Here is a 23,752-nt window from a genome sequence, read left to right on the forward strand (position 1 = left end):
GGGGCGCGACCCATGAACCTTACAAACTGTATCGAATGCGGCGGCCTATGTGTCGAAAATCCCTCCAAGCTTTGCAACAACTGTATTCGTGCCGAGGAAGAAGCGGAAGACAAGGTGGCCGAATACTTACGAAACGCCGACAGGGCAACCTTGGACGATATCAACAAGGCCACCGGCGTAAAACACAAAATAATCCTTCGGATGCTCAAACGCGGCCGGATATTCAGCGACGCCATCATCAGCTACCCGTGCGAAACCTGTGGCGCGCCCATCAACGAAGGCCGCGTATGCACCAGCTGCAGCAAAAACATCGTCGGGCAGGTAAAGCACGAGGAATGGAAGCCCGAGAAACGGCCGGAATCGACGCGCAAAGACGAGAAGATGTACACCAAAGACATCATCCAGCGAAAATAACCACGGATACAGCCTCTAGGACGAGAAAAACGGCCAAAAAGCGGATATAGAAGTCAATAAGCTACCTAAACAGCTAGTGGCGGGGGTTAAAAACCCCGCCACTTTTGACGATACTATATCAGGAGACTGCTACGTAAGTGAGGTGTTACCCATGATTATTTCCGGCAAACAGATCCAGAGCATCATGAAAGTCTATACAGATCAGAACAAGGTCGCGAAAAGCTCCAAACCCGGCGACGTCGCTCCGACCTCGAAAAAAGACGAAGTGATCCTCTCCACCCAGGCCCAGGAATTCGGCCAGATTTACCAGGCCATCAAAGCCTTGCCCGAGGTGCGCGAAGACAAAGTAAGGGAACTGTCCGCCCAAATCGCTCAGGGCAACTACAGCGTCGACGCGAAGGAAGTGGCGGAAAAAATGCTCGGCCGCCTGATGGCCGACCGCATTCGCTAAAGGAGGAAACCGTGGCCAACTGGGACAAACTAGTCATCCTGCTCGACGAAATGGTCAGTCTCTATGGGGCCATCCTCGAACTCAGCCGCCAGAAGCAAGACATCCTTATCGCCGTCAAACCGCAGGACCTCGAAGCGGTAACCAAGCAGGAAGAGCTCCTCATCCTGCAGGCCGGGAAACTGGAAGCGGCCCGCGGCAAACTCCTGCAGCAGCTTGCGGCGGCAGACGGCGTAGCCGTCCAGGACATCACCTTGGCCAAAATGAAAGAACTGGCCGGTCCGGAAGCGGGCGCACGCCTCGACAAAATCGCGGCTGAATTCGAACGCATCATGGCGGAACTCGCCCCGGTCAACAAGCTCAACGCCGAACTCATCCAGCGGGCTCTCGGTTTCATCAACTACAACATCAACCTCCTGACGCAAAGCGCGACAGGACCTACCTATGCCCCAAAGGGGAAAAACACCCAGGAAACTCAGGTCAGGAAACTGGTAGACAAGAAAGTTTAAGCAACACGGGGTAAGCAATATGCGCTCGACCTTCAGCGGTCTCAACGCGGCCGTCCGCGGCATCTACGCCAACCAGCTGTCGCTCGACACCGTTGGCCATAACATCTCCAACGCCAATACCGAAGGATATTCCCGCCAGCGCGTCAACCTGTCCACCACCCGCCCGGAAGTCGTTTACGGCGGAGCGGGGGCGTTACAGGTCGGCACCGGCGTTGCCATTCAGTCAGTTACCCGCGCCCGCGACATCTTCATGGACAGGCAATTCTGGAAAGAATCCTCCACCCTCGGCTACGCGTCGACCTCGGTCAGCACCTACAGCCAGATCGAAGGCATCTTCCGCGACGAACTGCCCGACGCCGGCCTCCAGACCGTCCTCAACAACTTCTGGCAGTCCTGGCAGACGCTGGCCACCAACGCCTCCAACGACAGCGCCCGCACCGCCGTGCGGGAGCGGGGCGCCGAACTCGTCGACGCCATCGCCCACGCCCGCGACCAACTCGAAGACATGATCACCAACGTCAACGACTCCCTATCAGCCAAAGTAGCGGAAATCAACGAAATGTCGTCTGAAATATACTCCCTCAACAAACAAATCTCCAACATCGAAGTCGGCGGCATGGAAAACGCCAACGACCTGCGCGACCGGCGCGACCTCCTTACCGATAAACTTTCCAAAATGATGAATGTCCGCGTCTTCGAAGACGCCAACCATAACTACGTCATCCAGGTATCGGACGTCGTCCTCGCCGACGGCGGCGGCTACACGCCCCTCGCCCTCAACGACCCTTCCACCTCCATGGACCCCGAGTACGGCTTCGAGGTCAGATACCTCGTCGTCGCCGACGGCCGAAACCAAAGAGTCAACATCACCAACGGCGAAATGAAAGCTTTGCAGGAAGCAAACTCCACCGTCCCCAAAAACTACCTCGACAAACTCTCCACCATGAGCAAGTTCCTGCTGCAGGAATTCAACGCCGTCCACCGTTCCGGTTTCGGCACCGACAACTCCACCGGCAACAACTTCTTCGGCAACCAGTCCGTCAACTACGCCACCCAAACCCTCGGCAAAAACGGCTGGCTCGACGCCCTGTCCGTCAACAGCGACCTATACAACGACGGCGGCCTGGCCAAAATCGCCGCCAAAACCCTCATCAGCAACCCCGTCAACCAGAGCAACGCCTCCGGCGGCCAGGCCTCGGTCGGCGGCGCCTACACCTCCACCGCCACCGTCGCCTATCAGATCAGAGTAAACACCGTCAACGCCGCCGGCCAGGTACAGACCGCCAGCTACTCCATCGACGGCGGCACCACCTGGGTCGCGGTCGCAGCCGGCGATACCGACACCACCAACGCCAACTACACCGTCCTCAACAACCTGCCCAACGGGCTAAGCCTCACCATCAACACCGACATCGACAACCGGGCCTACGACCCCGTTCCCGTCCCTCCGGTGGCCGACATATACACCTTCAGCGTCCCCCAGGGCAACGCCTCCGGCGACAACGCCACCCTCCTCGGCAACAAACTCAAGAACCCCACGCCGGCAAGCTCGGTGCTTGGCGGCTCCTCCCTCGACGGCTACTACAACTCTATCATCGGCGAACTGGGCGTCAAGGCCCAGAACAGCAAACGGCTGGAAGAAAACCAGCAGACGCTCGTCGATCAGATCGAAAACTGGCGCCAGGCTACCGCCGGCGTCAACATCGACGAAGAAATGACCAACATGATCCGCTTCCAGAAAGGCTACAACGCCGCCGCGCGGATCATGACATCCATAGACGAAATGCTCGACAAACTCATCAACGGGACCGGCGTCGTCGGTCGATAGGAGGTAGGACGCGGTGCGAGTAGCAAACAGCACGATAATATACAACTTCCTGTCCAGTCTCAACAAATCCCAGCAGCGGATGAACGCCTACCAGGAGCAGCTGTCGGACGGAAAACTCGTCCACCGGCCCTCCGACGACCCCGTGCGCGCCATCCGCAGCCTGCGGCTCAACACCGACCTCATGACAAACGAACAATACACCCAGAACGCCAAAGACGCCCAATCGTGGCTCAACCAGACCGACTCCGCCATCGACGGCGTCGTCAGCGTCATGGAAAGAGCCAGGGAACTCGTCATCGACTCCATCAGCCCCAACCCCGCCATCGCCTACACCACCGCGGCCACCGAACTCGACGGCCTCATCAACCAGGCCATCTCCCAGGGCAACACCCAGATCGGCGACCGCTACGTCTTCGCCGGCCAGCAGGACAAAGTCGTCGGCGGCCCCTTCGAGCGCAAAATCATCAACGGCGTCGAGCAAGTCGTCTACAAAGGCGACGACAACAAAATCTCCATGCGCATCCAGCCCGGGGCGGCCAACCCCAACCAGGACAGCATCAACGTCACCGGCGAGGACATCTTCGGCCCCATGACCACCGTCGTCGACGGCGCGACCGGCCAGACATACCAGGTATCCACCACCTTCCGCAACCTGCTGGCCATCAAAGAAGACCTCGCGACCGGCGCCCCTAACATGAAGGATCTATCGACCACCGGCCTCGCCAACATCGACACGGCCACCGACCGGGTGCTGCTCGCCCAGACCAACATCGGCGCCCGCATGGCAACCTACGAAATGGCCCAGAACCTGATGAAGAAAAACTACGTCACCATCAGCGAAAACGTCGCCGCCAACGACTCCATCGACATCGCCAAGGTCACGATTGACTTCAAAAACAGCGAAAACATCTACAACGCAGCCCTGGCGGTCGGGGCGAGAATCATGCCCCAGTCGCTCGTCGACTTCCTCAGCTAGGAAGGTAACAAATCATGAGCCGCCTCATCCTCACCATCGACCAGACGCCCTGCCGGGCGTCTTACGGCCTCCTGGGCCCGGACGCCCTCCGCCGCGACCTCGCCGCCACCCAGCGCGGCGCTGTCCGCGAAACCATCGGCAACTACGTCGCCCGCGGCAACCGCCTGGCCACCATCGCGGCGGGCAACGGCATCGCCGACCTTGCCGCCGAGCTATACCTCAGCGAACCCACCCCCGAAGTCATCGTCGTCCCCGTAGAACGGCCGGTCTTCGGCTTCACCGAAGCCACCGGCATCGACATCGTCATCTGAACGGCGCAGCCCAAACTTATTGAGAGGTGAGAATATGGTAATAGAATCCACCCGTTTCGGTTCCCTCGAAGTGGACGACCAGGACATCATCCGTTTCCCCCAGGGCCTGCCCGGCTTTGACGACGAAAAGGCCTTCGCCTTCCTGCCCTACGGCCCCGACAGCCCCTTCGCCTTCCTCCAGTCGGTCGCCGAGCCCGCCCTCACCTTTTTTGTCGTCGAGCCCTTCCCGTTCTTCACCGACTACGAATTCGAACTGAGCGACGACTTGGCCAAAGAAATCGGCATGACCGCCGCCGCCCCCTTCCAGGTCTTCTGCATCGTCACCGTTCCCGATAACCTTGAAGAAATGACCGCCAACCTCCTCGCGCCCCTCGTCGTCAACTGGAAAGAGCGCCGCGCCGTCCAGACCGTGCTCGACAACAAAGGCTACACCACCAGGCACCGGCTCTTTCCCGCCGGCTTCCCCCCAAAACCCAAGGAGGGCAAATAACCATGCTGGCCCTCACCCGTAAATGCGGCGAAAAAATCATCATCGGCGACAATATCGTCATCACCGTCGTCGACATCAAAGGCGACAGCGTCAAACTTGCCATCCAGGCCCCCCGGGAAATCAAAATCTTCCGGGGCGAACTCTACGAAGCCATCGCCGCCGAAAACAAACAGGCCGCCGCTCCGCCGCCCGCCGCCGGCCTCGACCTCCTCAAAGACTTCCACAAATAAACCAACGCCAAACCAGGGGATTGCCCGTCACGGCCGGCAATCCTCTTTCTATTGACGCCGCGGAGAATAATTCGCCTTTATTGTTTTATTTTCGATAAATGGCGATACCGGGAGCATTCCGGCGTAATAGCGGGATTATGAGCCGTAAACGCCGTAAATCGTCCGCTGGCAGGTTTTATCTCTTGACAAATCCTCCCGATATATAAAGTGAAGATGTCCTGCTCCCCCGCCTCCGACGGCCAACGGCAGCGTGCGAGCAGACACTCTAGCAAAGCGGGCAAGGAAGCTCGCGGAAAAGAATTCAGGGAGGAATAACAAAATGATTATCAACCACAACATCGCGGCCCTCAACACTTACGGCCGTCTGTCCGCCAACAACGCGGCCACCGGCAAATCCCTCGAAAAACTGTCGTCCGGCCTGCGCATCAACCGCGCCGGCGACGACGCCGCCGGTCTCGCCATCTCCGAAAAAATGCGCGGCCAGATCCGCGGCCTCGACCAGGCGGTCCGCAACTCCCAGGACGGCATCAGCCTCATCCAGACCGCTGAAGGCGCCCTCAACGAAACCCACAGCATCCTGCAGCGTATGCGCGAACTCGCCGTGCAGTCGGCGTCCGACACCAACACCAGCCAAGACCGCAGCAACATCCAGAAAGAAATCGACCAGCTGGTGAAAGAGATCGACCGCATCGCCACCACCACCGAGTTCAACACCAAGAAACTGCTCGACGGCTCGATGGGCACCCTCGTCAGCGCCGCCACCGCCAACGTCCTGGCCAACTCGTCGGTCAACAGCGGCATTACCACAGCTACGGTACTCACCGCCCTGACCGACAAAGCCGGTAACACTCTCGGCATCGTCGAAGGCGACGTCGTCACCGTCAGCTACATGAAGAATGGCGCCCTGGTCACCAACAACACGACGGTAACAACTACCACGGCCGTTGAAGGCCTTGACACCGCCGACTTCACCTTCTCGATGAGCTCCGGTGTCCTCGACGCTGTAGCTGCCAACGCTGGCACCGCCGGCGCCGTCTACGGCATAACCATCACCGTCAAGGATTCGACCGGCAACGTCAAGTCGTCCCCGACCAACCTGCTGTCGTCCTTCCAGCAGACAAGCGCTGCCAAGGACGCCCGCAACGACGGCCAGGCCACCATCCTAATCGGCGCCAACACCGGCCAGAGCCTCAACGTCGACATCGAGACCATGAAAGCCGGCTCGCTCGGCGTCAGCGGCCTCAAGGTCGATACCCAGGGGGCGGCCAACGTCGCCATCTCCGTCCTCGACACCGCCATCCAGACCGTCTCGGCCGAGCGCTCCAAGCTCGGTGCGAACCAGAACCGTCTGGAGCACACCATCAACAACCTCAGCACGTCCAGCGAAAACCTGACCGCTGCCGAAAGCCGCGTCCGCGACGTCGACATGGCCAAAGAGATGATGACCTTCACCAAGCTCAACATCCTCAACCAGGCCGCCACCGCCATGCTGGCCCAGGCCAATCAGCAGCCCCAGGGCGTGCTGCAGCTCCTCAGGTAATATCCGGCGAGCGCGGGGGAGGCGCCGATAATTGGAGCCTTTCCCGCCCGCCCACGGCTTAATCCCCCATCCGCCCCGTAGTCCCGGTGGCCGACGGCGAGCGGGGCGCCGAAAAAAGCGGGCAAGGATGCCCGTGTAAAAGAATTCAAGGAGGAATAACAAAATGATTATCAACCACAACATCGCGGCTCTCAACACATACGGCCGTCTGTCCGCCAACAACGCGGCCACCGGCAAATCCCTCGAAAAACTGTCGTCCGGCCTGCGCATCAACCGCGCCGGCGACGACGCCGCCGGTCTCGCCATCTCCGAAAAAATGCGCGGCCAGATCCGCGGCCTCGACCAGGCGGTCCGCAACTCCCAGGACGGCATCAGCCTCATCCAGACCGCTGAAGGCGCCCTCAACGAAACCCACAGCATCCTGCAGCGTATGCGCGAACTCGCCGTGCAGTCGGCGTCCGACACCAACACCAGCCAAGACCGCAGCAACATCCAGAAAGAAATCGACCAGCTGGTGAAAGAGATCGACCGCATCGCCACCACCACCGAGTTCAACACCAAGAAACTGCTCGACGGCTCGATGGGCACCCTCGTCAGCGCCGCCACCGCCAACGTCCTGGCCAACTCGTCGGTCAACAGCGGCATTACCACAGCTACGGTACTCACCGCCCTGACCGACAAAGCCGGTAACACTCTCGGCATCGTCGAAGGCGACGTCGTCACCGTCAGCTACATGAAGAATGGCGCCCTGGTCACCAACAACACGACGGTAACAACTACCACGGCCGTTGAAGGCCTTGACACCGCCGACTTCACCTTCTCGATGAGCTCCGGTGTCCTCGACGCTGTAGCTGCCAACGCTGGCACCGCCGGCGCCGTCTACGGCATAACCATCACCGTCAAGGATTCGACCGGCAACGTCAAGTCGTCCCCGACCAACCTGCTGTCGTCCTTCCAGCAGACAAGCGCTGCCAAGGACGCCCGCAACGACGGCCAGGCCACCATCCTAATCGGCGCCAACACCGGCCAGAGCCTCAACGTCGACATCGAGACCATGAAAGCCGGCTCGCTCGGCGTCAGCGGCCTCAAGGTCGATACCCAGGGGGCGGCCAACGTCGCCATCTCCGTCCTCGACACCGCCATCCAGACCGTCTCGGCCGAGCGCTCCAAGCTCGGTGCGAACCAGAACCGTCTGGAGCACACCATCAACAACCTCAGCACGTCCAGCGAAAACCTGACCGCTGCCGAAAGCCGCGTCCGCGACGTCGACATGGCCAAAGAGATGATGACCTTCACCAAGCTCAACATCCTCAACCAGGCCGCCACCGCCATGCTGGCCCAGGCCAATCAGCAGCCCCAGGGCGTGCTGCAACTCCTCCGGTAACATTAAGTAAACAGAGCTTCAAACAAGGGGATTGCCTGTCAGCGACAGGCAATCCCCTTGCTACGTCAGCGGCAAAGAAAATTATACGCAAAACCCCGTCTATTTTCGAAAAATGGCGATATCGGGAGATTGGTGGCGTTATAACGGGAAATTGCTTTATAAACATCAAAAATCACCGAAAGAAACGTTTTATTTCTTGGCAAATCGACCCGATATATAAGTGAAGGATGTCCGTTTCTCCCCTTTGCGCCGGTCACGGCGGCGGAGGAACGGCAAAGAGGGCAAGGAGGCCCGCGAAAAGAATTCCGGGAGGAACAACCGAATGATTATCAACCACAACATCGCGGCTCTCAACACTTACGGCCGCCTGGCCGCCAACAACGCATCCACCGGCAAATCCCTCGAAAAACTGTCGTCCGGCCTCAGGATCAACCGCGCCGGCGACGACGCCGCCGGCCTCGCCATCTCCGAAAAAATGCGCGGCCAGATCCGCGGCCTCGACCAGGCGGTCCGCAACTCCCAGGACGGCATCAGTCTCATCCAGACGGCTGAAGGCGCCCTCAACGAAACCCACAGCATCCTGCAACGTATGCGCGAACTCGCCGTGCAGTCGGCGTCCGACACCAACACCAGCCAGGACCGCAGCAACATCCAGAAAGAAATCGACCAACTGGTCAAAGAAATAGACCGGATCGCCACCACCACCGAGTTCAACACCAAGAAAGTGCTCGACGGCTCCATGGGCACCCTCGTCAGCGCCGCCACCGCCAATATCCTCGGCAACACGGCGGTCAACGCCGCGACCACCGTATCCGCCGCCCTGACAAGCTTGCAGGATCAGGCTGGCAACACCCTCGGCATTGTCAGCGGCGACAGCATCACCGTCAGCTACATGAAGAACGGCTCGTTGGTCACCAATACTACCTCGGTAGCTTCTGCCACCGCACTTTCCGACATCGACACTGGTGACTTCACCTTCTCGATGGGCACCGGTGTCCTCCAGGCCTATGCCGCGACCACCGGCACCGCCAACGCCGTCTACGGCCTGACGGTCACCGTCAAGGATGCGACCGGCAACGCAAAAGCCACCCCGACCAACCTGCTGTCCTCCTTCCAGCAGACAAGCGCCGCCAAGGACGCCCGCGCCGACGGCCAGGCCACCATCCTCATCGGCGCCAACACCGGCCAGAGCCTCACCGTCGACATCGAGACCATGAAAGCCGCTTCGCTCGGTGTCAGCGGCCTCAAAGTCGACACCCAGGGCGCGGCCAACGTCGCCATCGCCGTTATCGACACCGCCATCCAGACCGTGGCCACCGAACGCTCCAAGCTCGGCGCCGGCCAAAACCGTCTGGAACACACCATCAACAACCTAAGCGCGTCCAGCGAAAACCTCAGCGCCGCCGAAAGCCGCATCCGCGACGTCGACATGGCCAAGGAAATGATGACCTTCACCAAGCTCAACATCCTCACCCAGGCCGGCACCGCCATGCTCGCCCAGGCCAACCAGCAGCCCCAGGGCGTTCTGCAGCTCCTCAAGTAACGCCAGACGACCTCTCCAGGGAGGCTCCTGACAACTGGAGCCTCCCTGACACGGCTATTCCCGGCGATAATTAACTAACGAAAAGGTGAGCGTGTGGACAACTTCGAACAAAACCTCCAGGTGTTGGCCAGCGGACAATATCATCATATCGATCCCCTTGAGGAAAGCGATCTGAACATATCCTTCCTGGCCGCCGAGAATGGAAGCGAATTCTTCCTCCGCCAGCCCGGCGAAGAAGTCTTCGTCGTCCGCGGCGAAGCCGACAAAGACAACATGCCCGACCCCCTCAGGGAAGAAATCATCTTTGTCATCGGCTTCGGTGCCCCGGCGGAGATGGCCGCCCTCCTCGACGCCGCCAACCCGCGCTCCATCGTCGTCGTCATCGAGCCCAACCTCGCCTTCTTCCAGCACGCCCTCGCCACCTGGGACATGCGGGCCGTAGCCGACCGCAATTTCATCGTCGTCGCCAAACGTCCCGACGGCGTCGGCCAGGCCGTCAGCAAACTTATGACAACGGCGCTCATCCTCTACCTGCGCAACATCCGCATCTACAGTACCTACTACTACCGCACCCAGGAATCAGACACCGCCCTCGCCATCGCCAAAACCATCTCCGAGCGCGTCATCTACCAGATGCGCCACCTCGGCAACGACTTCACCGACGCCATCTGGGGCGTCACCCACGACCTCGCCAACGTCAGGCACCTTAACGGCGCCGTTGACGTCGACAAACTCAAAGGCCGCTTCCACGGCCGTCCTGCCGTCGTCGTCTCCGCCGGGCCGTCGCTCGAAAAGAACATGCGCCACCTCCCCAAGCTCGCCGGCAAAGCCCTCATCATCGCCGTCGACACCATCCTCGCCAAGCTCCTCAAAAACAACATCGTCCCCGACGTCGTCTGCTCCATCGAGCGTATCGACGAAGTCTACGAATACTTCTACAAGGACAAGGACATCCCGGAAAGCATCGCCCTCACTGCCCCCCCCGTCCTCAAACCCCTGATCTTCGCAGAATACAAAGGAGCGCGCATCATCCCCTACCGGGGGCCGCTGCCTGTCTATAAATGGCTCGCCGCCGCCACCGGCGTAACCGGCGACGCCTTCATCGAAATGGGCGCCTCCGTCGCCCACCTCGGCCTCGCCCTCGCCGCCCACGCCGGCTGCTCGCCCATCATCCTCACTGGTCAGGACCTAGCCTTCGGCGCCAAGGACGGCGCCCTCGTCAGCCACTCCGGCGACACCATCTACGAAGACATCGACAAATGCACCGAAACGGACGACTACAGCCGCCCGTCCGCCGAAATCGAAGGCTACTACGGCGGCAAAGTCATGACCAGCATGTGGTGGCAGGACGTCAGGCTCTGGTTCGAGAACCAGATCCGTGAAAACGGTCTTAAAGTAATCAACGCCACCGAAGGGGGCGCGAAAATCAACGGCGCCGAGCAGCGGCCCCTCGGCGAACTCGCCGACCAATACGCCGCCCTTCCGCCGGTAGACTTTTCCCGCGAACTGGCCGCCGCTCCGAAGAACAGCGTCGACCTGCCGGCGTTTGTCGCCAGACTCAGGGAAAAACGCGACGATATCGAGGCGCTGGTCAAGCAGGCCCGCAAACGCGAAAAGAAACTGAAAGCGCTGAAAATCACTCCCCATACTACCCCCAAGAACCTCCAGCGCAACTGGCGCGAACTGCAAAGCACCGACGAACTTCTCATCGATACGGTCAAGGATCCCTTCATGAACCAGCTCATCCACCCCAACATCATCCATATAGCCCAGAAAGTCAACGCCCTGCCCCAGCGCATCGACGCCGAAATCCTCGCCCAGAACCGCGACCTCCAGGTCGAACTGTGCTGGGTAGTCGGCTTCGCCGGCGACGAACTCATCCAAGTAATCGACGACACCATCGCCGACCTTGGCGCCGGACAAGAAAACAAAATCGGCTAATCGGCAAATAATGACGCCAAAAATAAAAATCCCCTTAAACTTCCCCGCAAAAATCTCGATAAATAATATACCAGGCTAATTTTTGCAAGGATGGTGATTCACATGGATGTGAATGCCCTGAAAAAGGTGACAGCAAACTCGGATTACGGAATATCCGGGGTCGCCGCCGAAAAACCCAGAGTAACTCCGGCAGAAGCGGCCAAAGCCAAACATGCCGACGTCGCCAGACAGGCCGAAAACCCCAACGACGAGAACATGGCCCTCACCAACGAAGAAGTGCGCGAACTCACCGAAGCCCTCAACAAATTCATGACCTCGATGAACGCCGACCTCCAGTTCGCCCTTCATGAGAAGACGAAATCCCTCATGGTGCAGCTTGTCGACCCCAAAAGCCAGCAAGTCATCAAGGAATTCCCCCAGCACGAATTCCTCGACATGGTCGCGCGCATCAGCGAATACGTCGGCGCGCTTGTCGACAAAAAAGTTTGATGCCCTTTAAGGAGGGATAACCAATGGTTATGCGTACCTATGGCCTTAGCGGCTCCGGGATGGATATCGACCAGCTCGTCAAAGACCTCATGAAGGCGCGGCGCAGCCAATACGACAGCCTCTACAAAACAAAGACCCAGATGGAATGGAAGAAAAGTGACTACGTCACCGTCTATAACAGCATCAACACCTTCCGCAGCCAGACCGTCTTCAACTACACCCTCGACAGCACCCTGCAGGCCAAAACGGCCGCAAGCAGCAGCGAAACCGTCCTCACCGCCAAAGCCAACGCCGACGCCGCCGACATGACCCACAGCCTTGTCGTCAGCCAGCTGGCCGACGGCGTCAAAATGACCAGCACCGGCGCCATCACCACCGGCGCCAACAAAGACACCATCGCCAGCCAGTTCGGTCTCGCCGCCGGCGCCAGCTTCGACATCGCCATCGCCAACGGCGACCTCACCAAAACCATCACCGTCAACACCGACAGCACCATCTACGACCTTGTCGGCCAGATAAACAACGCCGGGGTAAAAGTGCGCGCCAACTACGACGCCACCCTCGACCGCTTCTTCATCAACACCACCAACAGCGGCTCCGCCGCCGAAATCGACTTCGCCGGCAGCTCCGCCGACGGCATGAACTTCCTCCTCGACAACCTTAAACTGCCCACCGTCGCCCACGCCGGCGCCACCGGCCTCACCAGCAACACCGCCATCGGCGTCGGCGACCCCAACGCCACCCTCGCCAGCGAATTCGGCATGACCGGCGCCTTCAACATCCGCATCGCCAACGGCGCCAGCACCGCCAACATCGCCATCGACACAAGCGTCGACACCCTCAACACCGTCATCGGCAAACTCAACGCCGCCGGCGTCAACGCCAGCGCCGTATACAACGCCGGCGCCGACACCTTCTCCCTTGCCGCCGCCAGCGGCGCCCTCGACCTCACCGGCAGCGACGCGGCGGCGTTCGACTTCTTCGCCAACAAACTCAACCTGTCCGAAAAAGGCCAGGACGCCAAATTCACCCTCGACGGCGTCAGCCTCACCCAAACAGCCAACACCTTCACCGTCTCCGGCGTCACCTACACCCTCAAATCAGCCGGCGCCACCACCGTAAACATCACCAGCGACATCGACAAAACGGTCGAAACCGTCAAATCCTTCGTCGACTCCTACAACAAAGTCCTCTCCCAGCTCTACGGAGAGCTGGAAGAACCCAAATACAAGAGCTACCTCCCGCTGACCAGCGAGGAAAAAGCGGCCCTCAAAGACAGCGAAGTCACCGAATGGGAAAAATACGCCAAAAGCGGCCTCCTTCGCAACGACAGCATCCTGCGTGACGCCGTCTACAAAATGCGCGCCGACATCTCCACGCCAGTCTCCGGCCTCAGCGGCAAATACACCAGCGCAGCCTCCATCGGCATAACCACCGGCAGCTACCTGGAGAACGGCAAACTTTACTTCGACGAAAGCAAACTGCGCAAAGCCCTCGAAGAAGACCCCGACGCCCTCAAAAACCTGTTCAGGACCGACGGGGCCACCGCCGGCGCAGACGGCATCGCCGTCCGCCTCTACGACAACCTCAAAGTCATCTCCGACCGGCTCAGCCAACAGGCCGGCGTCAGCGCCTCGGCCCTCTACGACACCACCAGCCTCCTCGGCAAACAGATCAACGCCTACGCCGACCGCATGACCGCCCTCAACGACCGCCTGGAGATGGAAGAAAAGCGCTACTACGCACAATTCGACGCAATGGAAGTAGCCCTGAGCAAACTCAACCAGCAAAGCTCCTGGCTGACCTCGCAGCTAAGCGGCTCATAAAATACGGAAACCGAATGGAGGCAGGCGCATGAACGCTGCAGTTACCGCCAACACCTACAAGAACCAACAAATCCTCACCGCTTCTCCCGAAGAGCTCACCCTGATGCTCTACAACGGCGCCGTAAGATTCGCCAACGAAAGCATCAAGGCCCTGGAGAAGGGCAACATAGAGCAGGCCAACACCGCCAGCCAGCGGGTCCAGGACATCGTCCGCGAATTCATGTCCACCCTCGACATGCAGTACGAAATCTCTAAAAACCTTTTCGCCCTCTACGAATACATCGACTACCGCCTCATCCAGGCCAACATCCACAAAGACGCCGTCCAGCTAACCGAAGCCCGCGACCTCCTGGTCGAGCTGCGCGACACCTGGATCGGCGCCATGAAACAGACCCAACTGGCCCGCGCCGTAGGGCGCTAGCTATGGCCGCCGCCGCAACCCCCGCCCAGGCCTGGGAAGACTACCTCTTCCTCACCCGTGAAATGGACAAATTCCTTGTCAGTCAGGACTTCGCCATGTTCACGGAACTTGCCGACCAGCGGGAAAAGCTGCAAACCATCATCGAAGAAATGGCGGCGCGCGAATATCTTCGCACCCCCCGCGGGCAGGAAATAGCCGCTGCCGTCCGCAAACAAGACAAAGCCATGCACGACAAACTCCTGCTCCTCATCAACAGAACCAGGCAGGACCGCACCGTGGCCCAGGCCTACGACCTATACGGCGCCGCCACGAAACTCGGCAGTCGGATGGACAGCTCCCGCTAATAGGAACAAACGGCGATAAAGGATTATCGCCGTTCTTATTACCAAGGAGGGTAAAAAATGAAAATTGTCAGCTCCGAAATTGCCATGGCCAGCAGCCATAGCAGCGTCGTCCGCGACCAGCAATACGAATCGCTGCGCATGTGGACCGACGGCTCCGCCGGCGACGGCGGCGCCCCTGCCGTCAACGTCACCATCTCCGATCTCGCCAAGCAGCTCGCCGCCGGGCAAGCCGACGGCCTCGCCCCCGCGGAAGACGATTACCTCTTCGAACTGTCCGACAAAGACAAGCAAAAAATCCAGCTCATCGAAGACCTCATCTACGCCCTCTCCGGCAAACGCATCAAATTCGCCATCCCGAAGAAATTCCGCCTCAACCAGGACCAACTCTCCCTCCAGACCAGAGCCGGCAAAATCACCGTCAACCTCGGCGAAGCCGCCGCCCGGCCGCGTGTAGGCTGGGGCCTGAACTACGAATACCACGCAAGCCACTACGAAAAAGAACAGACCGCCTTCGCCTCCTCGGGCACAGTCAAAACCGCCGACGGCCGCGAGATCAAATTCGACCTCGCCTACGCCATGAGCCGCGAATACAGCTCCCGGACCGACATCAGCATCAAAGCCGGCGACGCCCTCGTCGACCCGCTCGTCATCAACTTCGCCGTCCCCACCGCCAGCCTCACCGCCGGCAAATACGCCTTCGACCTCGACAGCGACGGCGACAAAGAGCAAATCTCCTTCGTCGGCCAGGGCAGCGGCTTCCTCGCCCTCGACAAAAACGGCGACGGCGCCGTCAACAACGGCAGCGAACTCTTCGGCCCGGAAAGCGGCAACGGCTTCGCCGACCTCGCCGCCTACGACGCCGACGGCAACAACTGGATCGACGAAAACGACGCCATCTACTCCCAGCTAAGCATCTGGACCAAAGACGAAAACGGCGGCGACCGCCTCCTCGCCCTCGGCCAGACCGGCGTCGGCGCCATCTACCTCGGCAACATCGGCGCCGCCTTCAGCTACAAAGACACCGCCAACCAGCTCCAGGGCCAGCTCCAGCGCAGCGGCGTATTCCTGCACGAAGACGGCAGGGCAGGGACGATACAGCAAATCGACCTGGCAGTTTAACAATCCGCTACAAAAAGGCTTGACTACCACCCGTAGCCAAGTCTTTTCTATTTCCTGCCCCCACGACTTAACTAACGGCAAAAAAATGAGCCGCCGGCCCTATTTACATTATGGGCGAATATGGTAAAATACTTATACTGAATAGTCTGATAACATTGCGAGCGATGTTTTGAAGGCGGTGGACACCATGGCCGGCATCTCGGGCCTTAACCCCTACGGAACATACAACATCCTCTACAATCGCAACACCGGCAGAAGTTCATCCGGCTCAACCGGCAGTTACGGCAGCGAGTTCCAGCAGCTCGACGCCCTGTTCAGCAACCTCAAACTCATAGCCAACTACACCAGCGGCCAAGTCGCCTCCCAGCGGTCCGCCTACCAAACCCAGATCAAAGAATACGCCGCCGAAATCAAAAACCTTGCCGGCAGCGCCGGCAGCCTCCGGAGCCTTGCCGACACCGCCGGCGCCAGCCGGAAGATATCCGCAGTCAAAGAATTTGCCGCCAGCTTCAACAACCTCGCCAAAACCCTCAGCGAGGCCGACAACCTCACCGCCGAGGGCCGGGGGCTTCTCAAAACCCTCAAAGCCGCCGCCTCAGTCCGCGAAAACGAGCTCAAACAAATCGGCATCGCCTACGACAGCGACAGCGGCGAACTCACCGTCGACGAAGTAAAACTCAAAAAAGCCGTCGAAACCGACTACGGCAAAGTGCAGGAAACGCTCACCGGCAGCTCCGGCCTCGCCGCGTCCGTAGACAAGACAATCAGCGCCGCCGTCAAAGAACCGGTAAGCGAATACCTCGCCGCTCCCACCGCCCAAGCCACCGACTACACCAAGCTGCTCGGCGGGAACGCCACCGCCTACTACGGCGCCTACAGCCGGGGACTGCTGCTCGACCTCCTGGCTTAGCATAAAGTAATTACCGTATTTTTTTACTTGCTTTTTTTTGCCTCCGTCCTTATAATTTTGGGTAAAGAACCTTTTGCTTAGGTCTGTGGTTGAAAATCGATGCCAGTCGCAGGCGAAACGATCCACGTAAGGGGCCCAAAGAGGCTTTGAGCATGGTGCGGCTTAGAAGTAAGCCCTGCCGGCGGGCGCTTAGGCGCAGCGGCCGAGAGAAGCAGTAGTGAGGGGATTGAATTCCTAGTAGCGAACCTTCCAGCAGGCGGGTGTGGGGGAAAAGACCAGGTCGGCTAAGCAATGGTTTTTTAATTTGAAGGTGAGGGGATTTCGAGGAATGGCTTTCGAGGACAAGACCTTAAAGTGCAAAGACTGCGGGGGAGACTTCATCTTTACGGCTGGAGAGCAGGAATTCTACGCCGAAAAGGGCTTTGAAAACGAACCTGCCCGCTGCCGCGATTGCCGCGATGCACGCAGGCGCGGCCGGGAAGGCGGCGACGCCAGAGCCCCGCGGGAAATGCACGAAACCGTCTGTGCCGAGTGCGGCGTTACCACCCAGGTACCCTTCAAACCGCGTAACGACCGCCCCATATACTGCCGCGAGTGTTTTGCCGCCAAAAAACAAAGCTAACCAAACAGCATGCCAACGCCCGGATTCTATCCGGGCTTTTTTTATGCCTTTCCCGGCAGCGGGGATTTTTCGGCCCGCACAGGTTATCCCCAGCCAAAACCGTGGCAAATAAGGTTATCAACACATTTATCCACATTATCCACAGAAGCGGAATGATGAATCCTGTGGAAAAATGTCTAACCTACGCCCCGGTAATCTATTGATTAATTATGCAAATTTGTGTATAATTATGTCTGCGCTACACCACAACACCAGGAGGGAACACCATGTTCAAGAAACCGCTCTCCATCGCACTACTGACCGCACTCGCCATCTCCCTGCTCCTTGCCGGCTGCGGCGGACAGGCCCCCCAGCAGGGCAAAGTCCTCAAAATCGGCACCGACGCCGCCTTCGCGCCCTTCGAATTCCAGGACGAAAAAAGCAAAGAATACGTAGGCTTCGACATCGATCTCATCAAAGCCATCGGCAAACAAATGGGCTTGGAAGTCAAAGTGCAGGGCATGGGCTTCGACGGCCTCATCCCAGCCCTCGAAGCCGGCCAGATCGACGCCGCCGTATCCGGCATGACCATCACCGATGAACGCAAGAAAAAAGTCAACTTCTCCAAACCCTACTACACCTCCGGCCTCTCCCTCGTCGTCAAACAGGACAACGCCGCCCTGAAAGAATTCAAAGACCTCGAAGGCAAGCGCCTCGCCGTCCAAATAGGCACCACCGGCGCCGACTTCGCCAAAAAAATCAAAGACGCCAAAGTCCGCGAATTCAACACCGCCCCCGAAGCCTTCCTAGAGCTCAAAGCCGGCGGCGTCGACGCCGTCATCAACGACCTGCCTGTCAACGAATACTACATCGCTAAATCCGGCAGCAAAGACGCCAAAATCGTCGGCAAACCCCTCAACTCCGAAGACTACGGCATCGCCACCGCCAAGAAAAACACCGAACTGGCCCAGAAAATCGACAAAGCTCTCGACGAAATCAAAAAAAGCGGCGAATACGACAAAATCTACGAAAAATGGTTCGGCCGAAAACCCGCCCAATAAAGAACCAACACGGGGCGCGGACCACATTCGCGCCCCGGTTTTTTTCCGCCGCCCTTTCCAGCCGCGGAATACCCCCGTCTTTTGGCCGAAAAAGCAGGAAGGGGCGGCTTTATAGAGAACATTTACATTATTATGAATAAACATCAAATTGTGAATATAAACCAACCGCGCTCCACCCCCAAAATCATCGCCCTCGCGCTCTGTCTGGCAGTCCTCCTCGCCTGCCTTGTCCCGCCCTGTCCGGCGGGCGCCGAAACGCTCGCCCAAATCGACGCCGAAATCCAAACCGACAAAACCCTCGTCCGCGTCGCCGGACAGGACGCCTACAACGTCTACGCCGGCGTCACCATCGGCCGGCTCGACCGCAAAATAGCCATCCTCACCGCCGCCGGCATCACCACCTTCGCCTCTGTCGGCCGCTACGACAACTTCTACTCCTTCACCGGCGCCTACGGCGTCACCGACACCAAAATCGACATCGTCACCACCACCGCCGCCATGCGCCTCTACCGGCGCGGCCAAAGCAGCGTCCAGGAAACGCAGTCCCACCTCGGCAGCTGGTGGGGCGGACAATACCGGGGCATCCAGGCCTCCCGCGACGAGCAGGCCATCCCGGCCGCCTGGGGCAGCGACCTTAACCGCATCTACGTCATCAGCGTCCCCGCCGGCACCACCCTCGTCGGCGGCATAGCCTCCCCCATGGAAAAAAACGGCGAATACCGGGCCGGCGGCGCCTACCAGTACTACTACCGGGGCGCCCCCAACAGCTGGCTCGTCTACGCCCTCTACGCCCCCGACTACCTGACAAGCTACGCCGCCGCCGTCACCGGCGCCCAAAAACTCGGGCGGAGCGGCCTCGAAGACCTTGCCGCCCACTTCGGCGACCTGCGCCGCACCGCCCAAACCACGGCCGAGACCGGCCCGTGGCTCAGGTTCTACGGCGGCTACACCCGCCAGGACGGCGGCGACGGCGAATTCGGCCAAAAGGCCCGCGGCCTGCACGCCGGCTGGGAAAACCTCATCAAAGGCGGCGCACCCGGCGAGCGCGACCGCTGGCACATCGGGGCCTTCCTCGGCCAGGGCACGCTCAACCAGAGCGAAGTCGCCAGCGGCGTCAAAAACGACATCACCAACACCTACGCCGGCATCTACTCCCACTACCGGTCACAGCCCGACCGGCCCCGCTCGTGGTACGGCGCCGCCACCCTCATGTACGGCCGCATCAGAACCGCCAACCACGTTCCCGGCGAACTCGGCTACGGCCTCAACCAGAGCTACGGCGGCCACATCTTTGCCGCCGCCCTCGAAAACGGCCTCACCTTCCGGCGCGCAGACGGCTGGACCGTCGAACCGCAGCTCGCGCTCACCTACACCCGCATCATGCAAAACGACTTCGCCGACGACCTCGGCGCCACCGTTGCCGTCAGGCGCGGCCGGTCCGTCGTCGGCCGCCTGGGCGTGCTCGCCCGCCGGACAAGCGAAGACAAGGCCGGCCGAAAGAGCGGCTTCTGGGCCCAGGTGAGCTACCAGCGCGAATTCTGCGGCAAAAACCGCATCGACGCCGCCGGCGACATTGCCGTAAACGGCGGGGGCCGCAACACCGTCCTCCTCACCCTCGGCGGCGACCGGGAGATTGGCCGCCGCCTCAGCGTCCGCGGCGAAATCACCAAACTCCTCGGCGACGAGCACGGCTACCGCGGCAACCTCACCCTGCGCTGCCTCTTGTAAAAAATCCCCCCTCGCCGCCTGTCGAAACCTCTCGCCCGTATGCTACAACCTAAAATAGTGCATTAATATACATAAGCCGCTCGGAAAGCACCCCCGGTGCGGGGGCGTTTTCTTGGCGGCTTTAGTCATTAACTGTCATAAAAAGGGTGAAATCATGAACTTCGATGTCGAACTCATCGTCCGCTCCTTCCCGCTCCTCCTCGCCGGCGCCGCCGTCACCGTCCAGATCACCGCCCTCAGCGTCGGCTTCGGCCTCCTCATCGGCATGTTCGTCGGCATCGCCCGCATCTCCAGGCTCCTGCCCGTCCGGGCCGCCGCCGCCGTCTACGTCGACTTCATCCGCGGCACCCCGCTCCTCGTCCAGATATTCCTCATCTACTTCGCCCTGCCCATCCTCCTCGGCGCGCGCATCGACCCCTTCATCGCCGCCATCACCGCCTGCAGCATCAACAGCGGCGCCTATGTCGCCGAAATCTTCCGCGCCGGCATCCAATCCATCGACAAAGGCCAAATGGAAGCCGGCCGCTCCCTCGGCATGACCTGGTCCCAGACCATGCGCCACATCATATTGCCCCAGGCCTTCAAACGCATCATCCCGCCCCTCGGCAACGAATTCATCGCCATGCTCAAAGACTCCTCGCTCGTCTCCGTCATCGGCTTCGAAGAACTCACCCGGCGCGGCCAGCTCATCATCGCCCGCACCTACGGTTCCTTCGAAATCTGGCTTACCGTCGCCTTCATCTACCTCATCATGACCTTCGCCATCTCCCGCCTCGTCGCCTACCTCGAAAGGAGGTACAAAATCGATGATAAACATTGAGAACCTCCATAAACACTTCGGCAAACTCCACGTCCTCCGCGGCATCGACGCCCACGTCGCCGAGGGCGAAGTCGTCGTCATCATCGGCCCCAGCGGCTCGGGCAAAAGCACCCTCCTCCGCTGTATCAACTACCTCGAAGAACCAAGCTCCGGCCGCATCACCGTCGCCGGCATCCCCCTCAGCGGCCAGGCAAACATCAACAAAATCCGCGCCGAAGTCGGCATGGTCTTCCAGCGCTTCAACCTCTTCCCCCACATGACCGTCCTCGAAAACATCACCCTCGCCCCCGCCGTCGTCCGCAAAACCGCCCGCGCCCAAGCCGAAAAGACCGCCCTCGCCCTCCTCGCCAAAGTCGGCCTCGCCGACAAAGCCGCCGCCTACCCCGAACAGCTCTCCGGCGGCCAGCAGCAGCGCGTCGCCATCGCCCGGGCGCTCGCCATGCGCCCGAAAATAATGCTCTTCGACGAACCCACCTCCGCCCTCGACCCCGAAATGATCAAAGAAGTCCTCGACGTCATGAAAACCCTCGCCCGCGAAGGCATGACCATGGTCGTCGTCACCCACGAAATGGGCTTCGCCCGCGAAGTCGGCGACCGCGTCATCTTCATGGACGAAGGCCGCATAATCGAACAGGGCGCTCCCGAAGAATTCTTCGCCGGCGGCCGCGAACAACGCACCAAAGCCTTCCTCTCGAAAATTCTCTAGCGGCAATAACCACATATCGACAAGGCCATAAATGCACGTGATAAGCGGCCCCGCGGCTCGTTGACACATCTATCCAGGTGTGCTATAGTAGTGGCTGTGGCCATTATTTGGTCCGGTAACAACTGTTAGGAGGAATTCAGCAACATGATCGGCAAAGTCAAATGGTTCAGCGCGGAAAAAGGCTACGGCTTCCTTGAGAGGGAAGACGGCGGCGACGTATTCGTCCACTTCTCCGCCATCCAGACCGAAGGCTTCAAAACCCTCAACGAAGGCGAAAAAGTAGAGTTTGAAATCGTCGACGGCGCTCGCGGCCCGCAAGCCTCGAATGTTCTAAAACTGTAAATGCCTGTCCGACCCGGCCCTGGCGGCCGGGTTTTTGGTTTGTGGGCGTTATGTCGCATCCGGTAACCAAGGACAATTTCAGGCGCGGCAAATATTAGACAGGAATTTTTTGCTTTCTAGGGAATAATATTAGTAAGATTTCCGGAAGGGAGATGGGGTCTGTGGCAATAACTGTACGAGGCAAAAACATCGACATCACACCACCACTGAAGGACTACGTGGAAAAACGCGTAGGCAAGATCGCCAAATACTTCGAAACCCTTGGCGAGATTACCGTAGTCCTCACCGTCGCCAAAGGCCGTCACATCGTCGAAGTGACCGTGCCTTTGAACGGCATGCTGCTTCGGGGCGAAGAATCCACCACCGACATGTACACCTCGATCGACCTTGTCATTGAAAAGCTGGAAAGACAGATTGAAAAATACAAAACCAAGCTCGCCCGCAAACTCAAAACAGGCACCTTCAAGGGCGACCCCGGCACGGCCGTGCGCGACCTCGGCGACGACGAATTCCAGGTCGTCAGGACCAAGCGCTTCGCCGTCAAACCCATGACAACCGAAGAGGCCATCATGCAGATGAACCTCATCAACCACGACTTCTACGTCTTCACCAACGCCGACACCGAAGAGGTCAACGTCATCTACCGCCGCAAAGACGGCGGCTACGGGCTCATCGAGCCGGAATTCTAAACCAGGGGCGCCGACACCCAGGGTTCGCTCTGGGTGTCGGCTTTATCCACCGAAAAAAGGGAAGGGGAGGGGAGAGGAGAACCGTGACAGTCAATCGCAAATACTTCCGCATATTTCTCATATTCCTGATCCTCTTTGGCGGCTTCCAGATATACGAAATGCTTACAATCCAGCAGCCGGTCATCTCCAAAACCATGCTCACCGGCTTCGTCATGCTCATCGCCGTCATCATCGGCAGCGCCGTCTGGTTCCTTAGAAACACAAAAAAATAAGCTGTCTGCAACCAAAGCACCCGCCCCAGGGTGCTTTTCTCTTTGCCGCCCGAAAGTTGTACTAAACCAAAGCTTGGCCGAATAATCTGCTTGTAGGAAAACCTGCCGGCAAAGCTAAACCGGCAGGCGAAAAACAAGCGGGGAGAGTGACGAAATGCCCGATAAACCCATATTCACCGGAGTCCTCCAAGTCGCCGTCGTCGTCAGCGACTGCGACGCCGCCGTCAGAACCTACGCCGACAAATACGGCATCGGCCCCTGGAAAATCTACGACTTCAACCCCGACACCGTCCAGGACATGATCCTCCACGGCCAGCGCCAAGACTACGCTATGCGGCTCGCCCTCGCCGACATCGGCGGCGTCCAGTTCGAACTCATCGAACCCAAAGACGACAAAAGCATCTACGCCCAGTTCCTCCAAGAACACGGCGAAGGACTGCACCACGTCGCCTTCGGCGTCGAAAACTACGACAACGCCATGGCCTTCTTCCGCGGCCAGGGCCACGACATCCTCCAGGGCGGCACCTGGCACGGCTTCACCTACACCTACCTCACCACCCCACGGGACCTCGCCGTCATCGCCGAAATCTACGACGTGCCCAAGGACTTCATCTGGCCCGAACCACAAGCGGTTTATCCGTAACACCTGACGGTCGTTGATAAGCCCCCATCTGCGGCGTTGCTCCTCAGAGCGCTTGCTAGCGTACATCCGAGTACGCGTCGCGGCGCGCTCTTCCGGTGCGCCTTGCATCTGGGGGCTTCTGAACGACCGCGGCAATTCATCGCTTTCTAGGAACGTCACATGCGCGC

27 protein-coding genes are annotated in these 23,752 nt (G+C 59.5%); all 27 read left to right on the plus strand.

What is annotated here, in order from left to right; all coding sequences use genetic code 11:
- The first annotated feature begins 12 nt into the window (after positions 1 to 12).
- The 27 genes from RIN56_05855 to RIN56_05985 all read left to right on the plus strand — a co-directional run bounded on the left by RIN56_05855 (position 13) and on the right by RIN56_05985 (position 23,585).
- Positions 13 to 414, plus strand: coding sequence for a flagellar protein (locus RIN56_05855; protein MDR7866325.1), 402 nt, complete (start codon positions 13 to 15; stop codon positions 412 to 414).
- Between the two features lie 184 nt (positions 415 to 598).
- On the plus strand, positions 599 to 865 hold the full coding sequence (gene flgM / locus RIN56_05860; protein MDR7866326.1) for a flagellar biosynthesis anti-sigma factor FlgM: 267 nt from the start codon (positions 599 to 601) through the stop codon (positions 863 to 865).
- An 11-nt stretch (positions 866 to 876) separates the two neighbouring features.
- Positions 877 to 1,371 (plus strand): flagellar protein FlgN, encoded by a 495-nt coding sequence (locus tag RIN56_05865; GenBank protein MDR7866327.1) that lies wholly within the window; start codon positions 877 to 879, stop codon positions 1,369 to 1,371.
- A 19-nt stretch (positions 1,372 to 1,390) separates the two neighbouring features.
- Positions 1,391 to 3,199 carry a flagellar hook-associated protein FlgK gene (flgK, locus tag RIN56_05870; protein MDR7866328.1) on the plus strand — a complete coding sequence of 603 codons (1,809 nt, stop codon included), beginning with the start codon at positions 1,391 to 1,393 and terminating at the stop codon, positions 3,197 to 3,199.
- Between the two features lie 13 nt (positions 3,200 to 3,212).
- Positions 3,213 to 4,175, plus strand: coding sequence for a flagellar hook-associated protein FlgL (gene flgL, locus RIN56_05875; GenBank protein ID MDR7866329.1), 963 nt, complete (start codon positions 3,213 to 3,215; stop codon positions 4,173 to 4,175).
- A gap of 14 nt (positions 4,176 to 4,189) precedes the next feature.
- A complete protein-coding gene (locus tag RIN56_05880; protein MDR7866330.1) occupies positions 4,190 to 4,486 on the plus strand; it encodes a DUF6470 family protein in 297 nt (98 codons plus the stop codon).
- A gap of 34 nt (positions 4,487 to 4,520) precedes the next feature.
- On the plus strand, positions 4,521 to 4,976 hold the full coding sequence (gene fliW / locus RIN56_05885) for a flagellar assembly protein FliW (protein MDR7866331.1): 456 nt from the start codon (positions 4,521 to 4,523) through the stop codon (positions 4,974 to 4,976).
- 2 nt (positions 4,977 to 4,978) lie between these two features.
- The gene (gene csrA / locus RIN56_05890; GenBank protein ID MDR7866332.1) at positions 4,979 to 5,206 is read left to right on the plus strand and encodes a carbon storage regulator CsrA; all 228 of its coding nucleotides are present in this window, start codon (positions 4,979 to 4,981) and stop codon (positions 5,204 to 5,206) included.
- Between the two features lie 319 nt (positions 5,207 to 5,525).
- Positions 5,526 to 6,746: a flagellin gene (locus RIN56_05895; GenBank protein MDR7866333.1), complete on the plus strand. Its 1,221-nt coding sequence runs from the start codon at positions 5,526 to 5,528 to the stop codon at positions 6,744 to 6,746.
- A gap of 163 nt (positions 6,747 to 6,909) precedes the next feature.
- On the plus strand, positions 6,910 to 8,130 hold the full coding sequence (locus RIN56_05900) for a flagellin (protein ID MDR7866334.1): 1,221 nt from the start codon (positions 6,910 to 6,912) through the stop codon (positions 8,128 to 8,130).
- 322 nt (positions 8,131 to 8,452) lie between these two features.
- Positions 8,453 to 9,673 carry a flagellin gene (locus RIN56_05905; protein MDR7866335.1) on the plus strand — a complete coding sequence of 407 codons (1,221 nt, stop codon included), beginning with the start codon at positions 8,453 to 8,455 and terminating at the stop codon, positions 9,671 to 9,673.
- Between the two features lie 93 nt (positions 9,674 to 9,766).
- Entirely contained in the window at positions 9,767 to 11,614 is a 1,848-nt protein-coding gene (locus RIN56_05910; GenBank protein ID MDR7866336.1) for a DUF115 domain-containing protein, read from the plus strand.
- Between the two features lie 102 nt (positions 11,615 to 11,716).
- Complete coding sequence (locus tag RIN56_05915) at positions 11,717 to 12,103, plus strand: flagellar protein FlaG (protein ID MDR7866337.1); 387 nt, start codon at positions 11,717 to 11,719, stop codon at positions 12,101 to 12,103.
- A 23-nt stretch (positions 12,104 to 12,126) separates the two neighbouring features.
- Positions 12,127 to 13,929, plus strand: coding sequence for a flagellar filament capping protein FliD (gene fliD, locus RIN56_05920; GenBank protein ID MDR7866338.1), 1,803 nt, complete (start codon positions 12,127 to 12,129; stop codon positions 13,927 to 13,929).
- 28 nt (positions 13,930 to 13,957) lie between these two features.
- Positions 13,958 to 14,350: a flagellar export chaperone FliS gene (gene fliS / locus RIN56_05925; protein MDR7866339.1), complete on the plus strand. Its 393-nt coding sequence runs from the start codon at positions 13,958 to 13,960 to the stop codon at positions 14,348 to 14,350.
- Between the two features lie 2 nt (positions 14,351 to 14,352).
- On the plus strand, positions 14,353 to 14,694 hold the full coding sequence (locus RIN56_05930; protein MDR7866340.1) for a hypothetical protein: 342 nt from the start codon (positions 14,353 to 14,355) through the stop codon (positions 14,692 to 14,694).
- Positions 14,695 to 14,751: 57 nt separating this feature from the next.
- Positions 14,752 to 15,813: a hypothetical protein gene (locus RIN56_05935; GenBank protein MDR7866341.1), complete on the plus strand. Its 1,062-nt coding sequence runs from the start codon at positions 14,752 to 14,754 to the stop codon at positions 15,811 to 15,813.
- A gap of 187 nt (positions 15,814 to 16,000) precedes the next feature.
- Complete coding sequence (fliD, locus tag RIN56_05940; protein ID MDR7866342.1) at positions 16,001 to 16,723, plus strand: flagellar filament capping protein FliD; 723 nt, start codon at positions 16,001 to 16,003, stop codon at positions 16,721 to 16,723.
- A 328-nt stretch (positions 16,724 to 17,051) separates the two neighbouring features.
- Positions 17,052 to 17,345 (plus strand): zinc-ribbon domain containing protein, encoded by a 294-nt coding sequence (locus tag RIN56_05945; protein ID MDR7866343.1) that lies wholly within the window; start codon positions 17,052 to 17,054, stop codon positions 17,343 to 17,345.
- A gap of 266 nt (positions 17,346 to 17,611) precedes the next feature.
- A complete protein-coding gene (locus tag RIN56_05950) occupies positions 17,612 to 18,385 on the plus strand; it encodes a basic amino acid ABC transporter substrate-binding protein (GenBank protein ID MDR7866344.1) in 774 nt (257 codons plus the stop codon).
- A 132-nt stretch (positions 18,386 to 18,517) separates the two neighbouring features.
- On the plus strand, positions 18,518 to 20,113 hold the full coding sequence (locus RIN56_05955; GenBank protein MDR7866345.1) for an autotransporter outer membrane beta-barrel domain-containing protein: 1,596 nt from the start codon (positions 18,518 to 18,520) through the stop codon (positions 20,111 to 20,113).
- Positions 20,114 to 20,267: 154 nt separating this feature from the next.
- Positions 20,268 to 20,933: an amino acid ABC transporter permease gene (locus RIN56_05960; GenBank protein MDR7866346.1), complete on the plus strand. Its 666-nt coding sequence runs from the start codon at positions 20,268 to 20,270 to the stop codon at positions 20,931 to 20,933.
- On the plus strand, positions 20,920 to 21,639 hold the full coding sequence (locus tag RIN56_05965; GenBank protein ID MDR7866347.1) for an amino acid ABC transporter ATP-binding protein: 720 nt from the start codon (positions 20,920 to 20,922) through the stop codon (positions 21,637 to 21,639). The genes RIN56_05960 and RIN56_05965 overlap by 14 nt, the downstream gene beginning before the upstream one ends.
- Before the next feature lie 144 nt (positions 21,640 to 21,783).
- On the plus strand, positions 21,784 to 21,981 hold the full coding sequence (locus RIN56_05970; GenBank protein ID MDR7866348.1) for a cold shock domain-containing protein: 198 nt from the start codon (positions 21,784 to 21,786) through the stop codon (positions 21,979 to 21,981).
- A gap of 161 nt (positions 21,982 to 22,142) precedes the next feature.
- On the plus strand, positions 22,143 to 22,670 hold the full coding sequence (raiA, locus tag RIN56_05975) for a ribosome-associated translation inhibitor RaiA (GenBank protein ID MDR7866349.1): 528 nt from the start codon (positions 22,143 to 22,145) through the stop codon (positions 22,668 to 22,670).
- An 83-nt stretch (positions 22,671 to 22,753) separates the two neighbouring features.
- Positions 22,754 to 22,942, plus strand: coding sequence for a hypothetical protein (locus RIN56_05980; GenBank protein ID MDR7866350.1), 189 nt, complete (start codon positions 22,754 to 22,756; stop codon positions 22,940 to 22,942).
- 154 nt (positions 22,943 to 23,096) lie between these two features.
- A complete protein-coding gene (locus RIN56_05985) occupies positions 23,097 to 23,585 on the plus strand; it encodes a VOC family protein (protein ID MDR7866351.1) in 489 nt (162 codons plus the stop codon).
- Positions 23,586 to 23,752: the final 167 nt, after the last annotated feature.

This window comes from Sporomusaceae bacterium (assembly GCA_031460455.1).
Taxonomy (GTDB): Bacteria; Bacillota; Negativicutes; order Sporomusales; family UBA7701; genus Anaeroselena.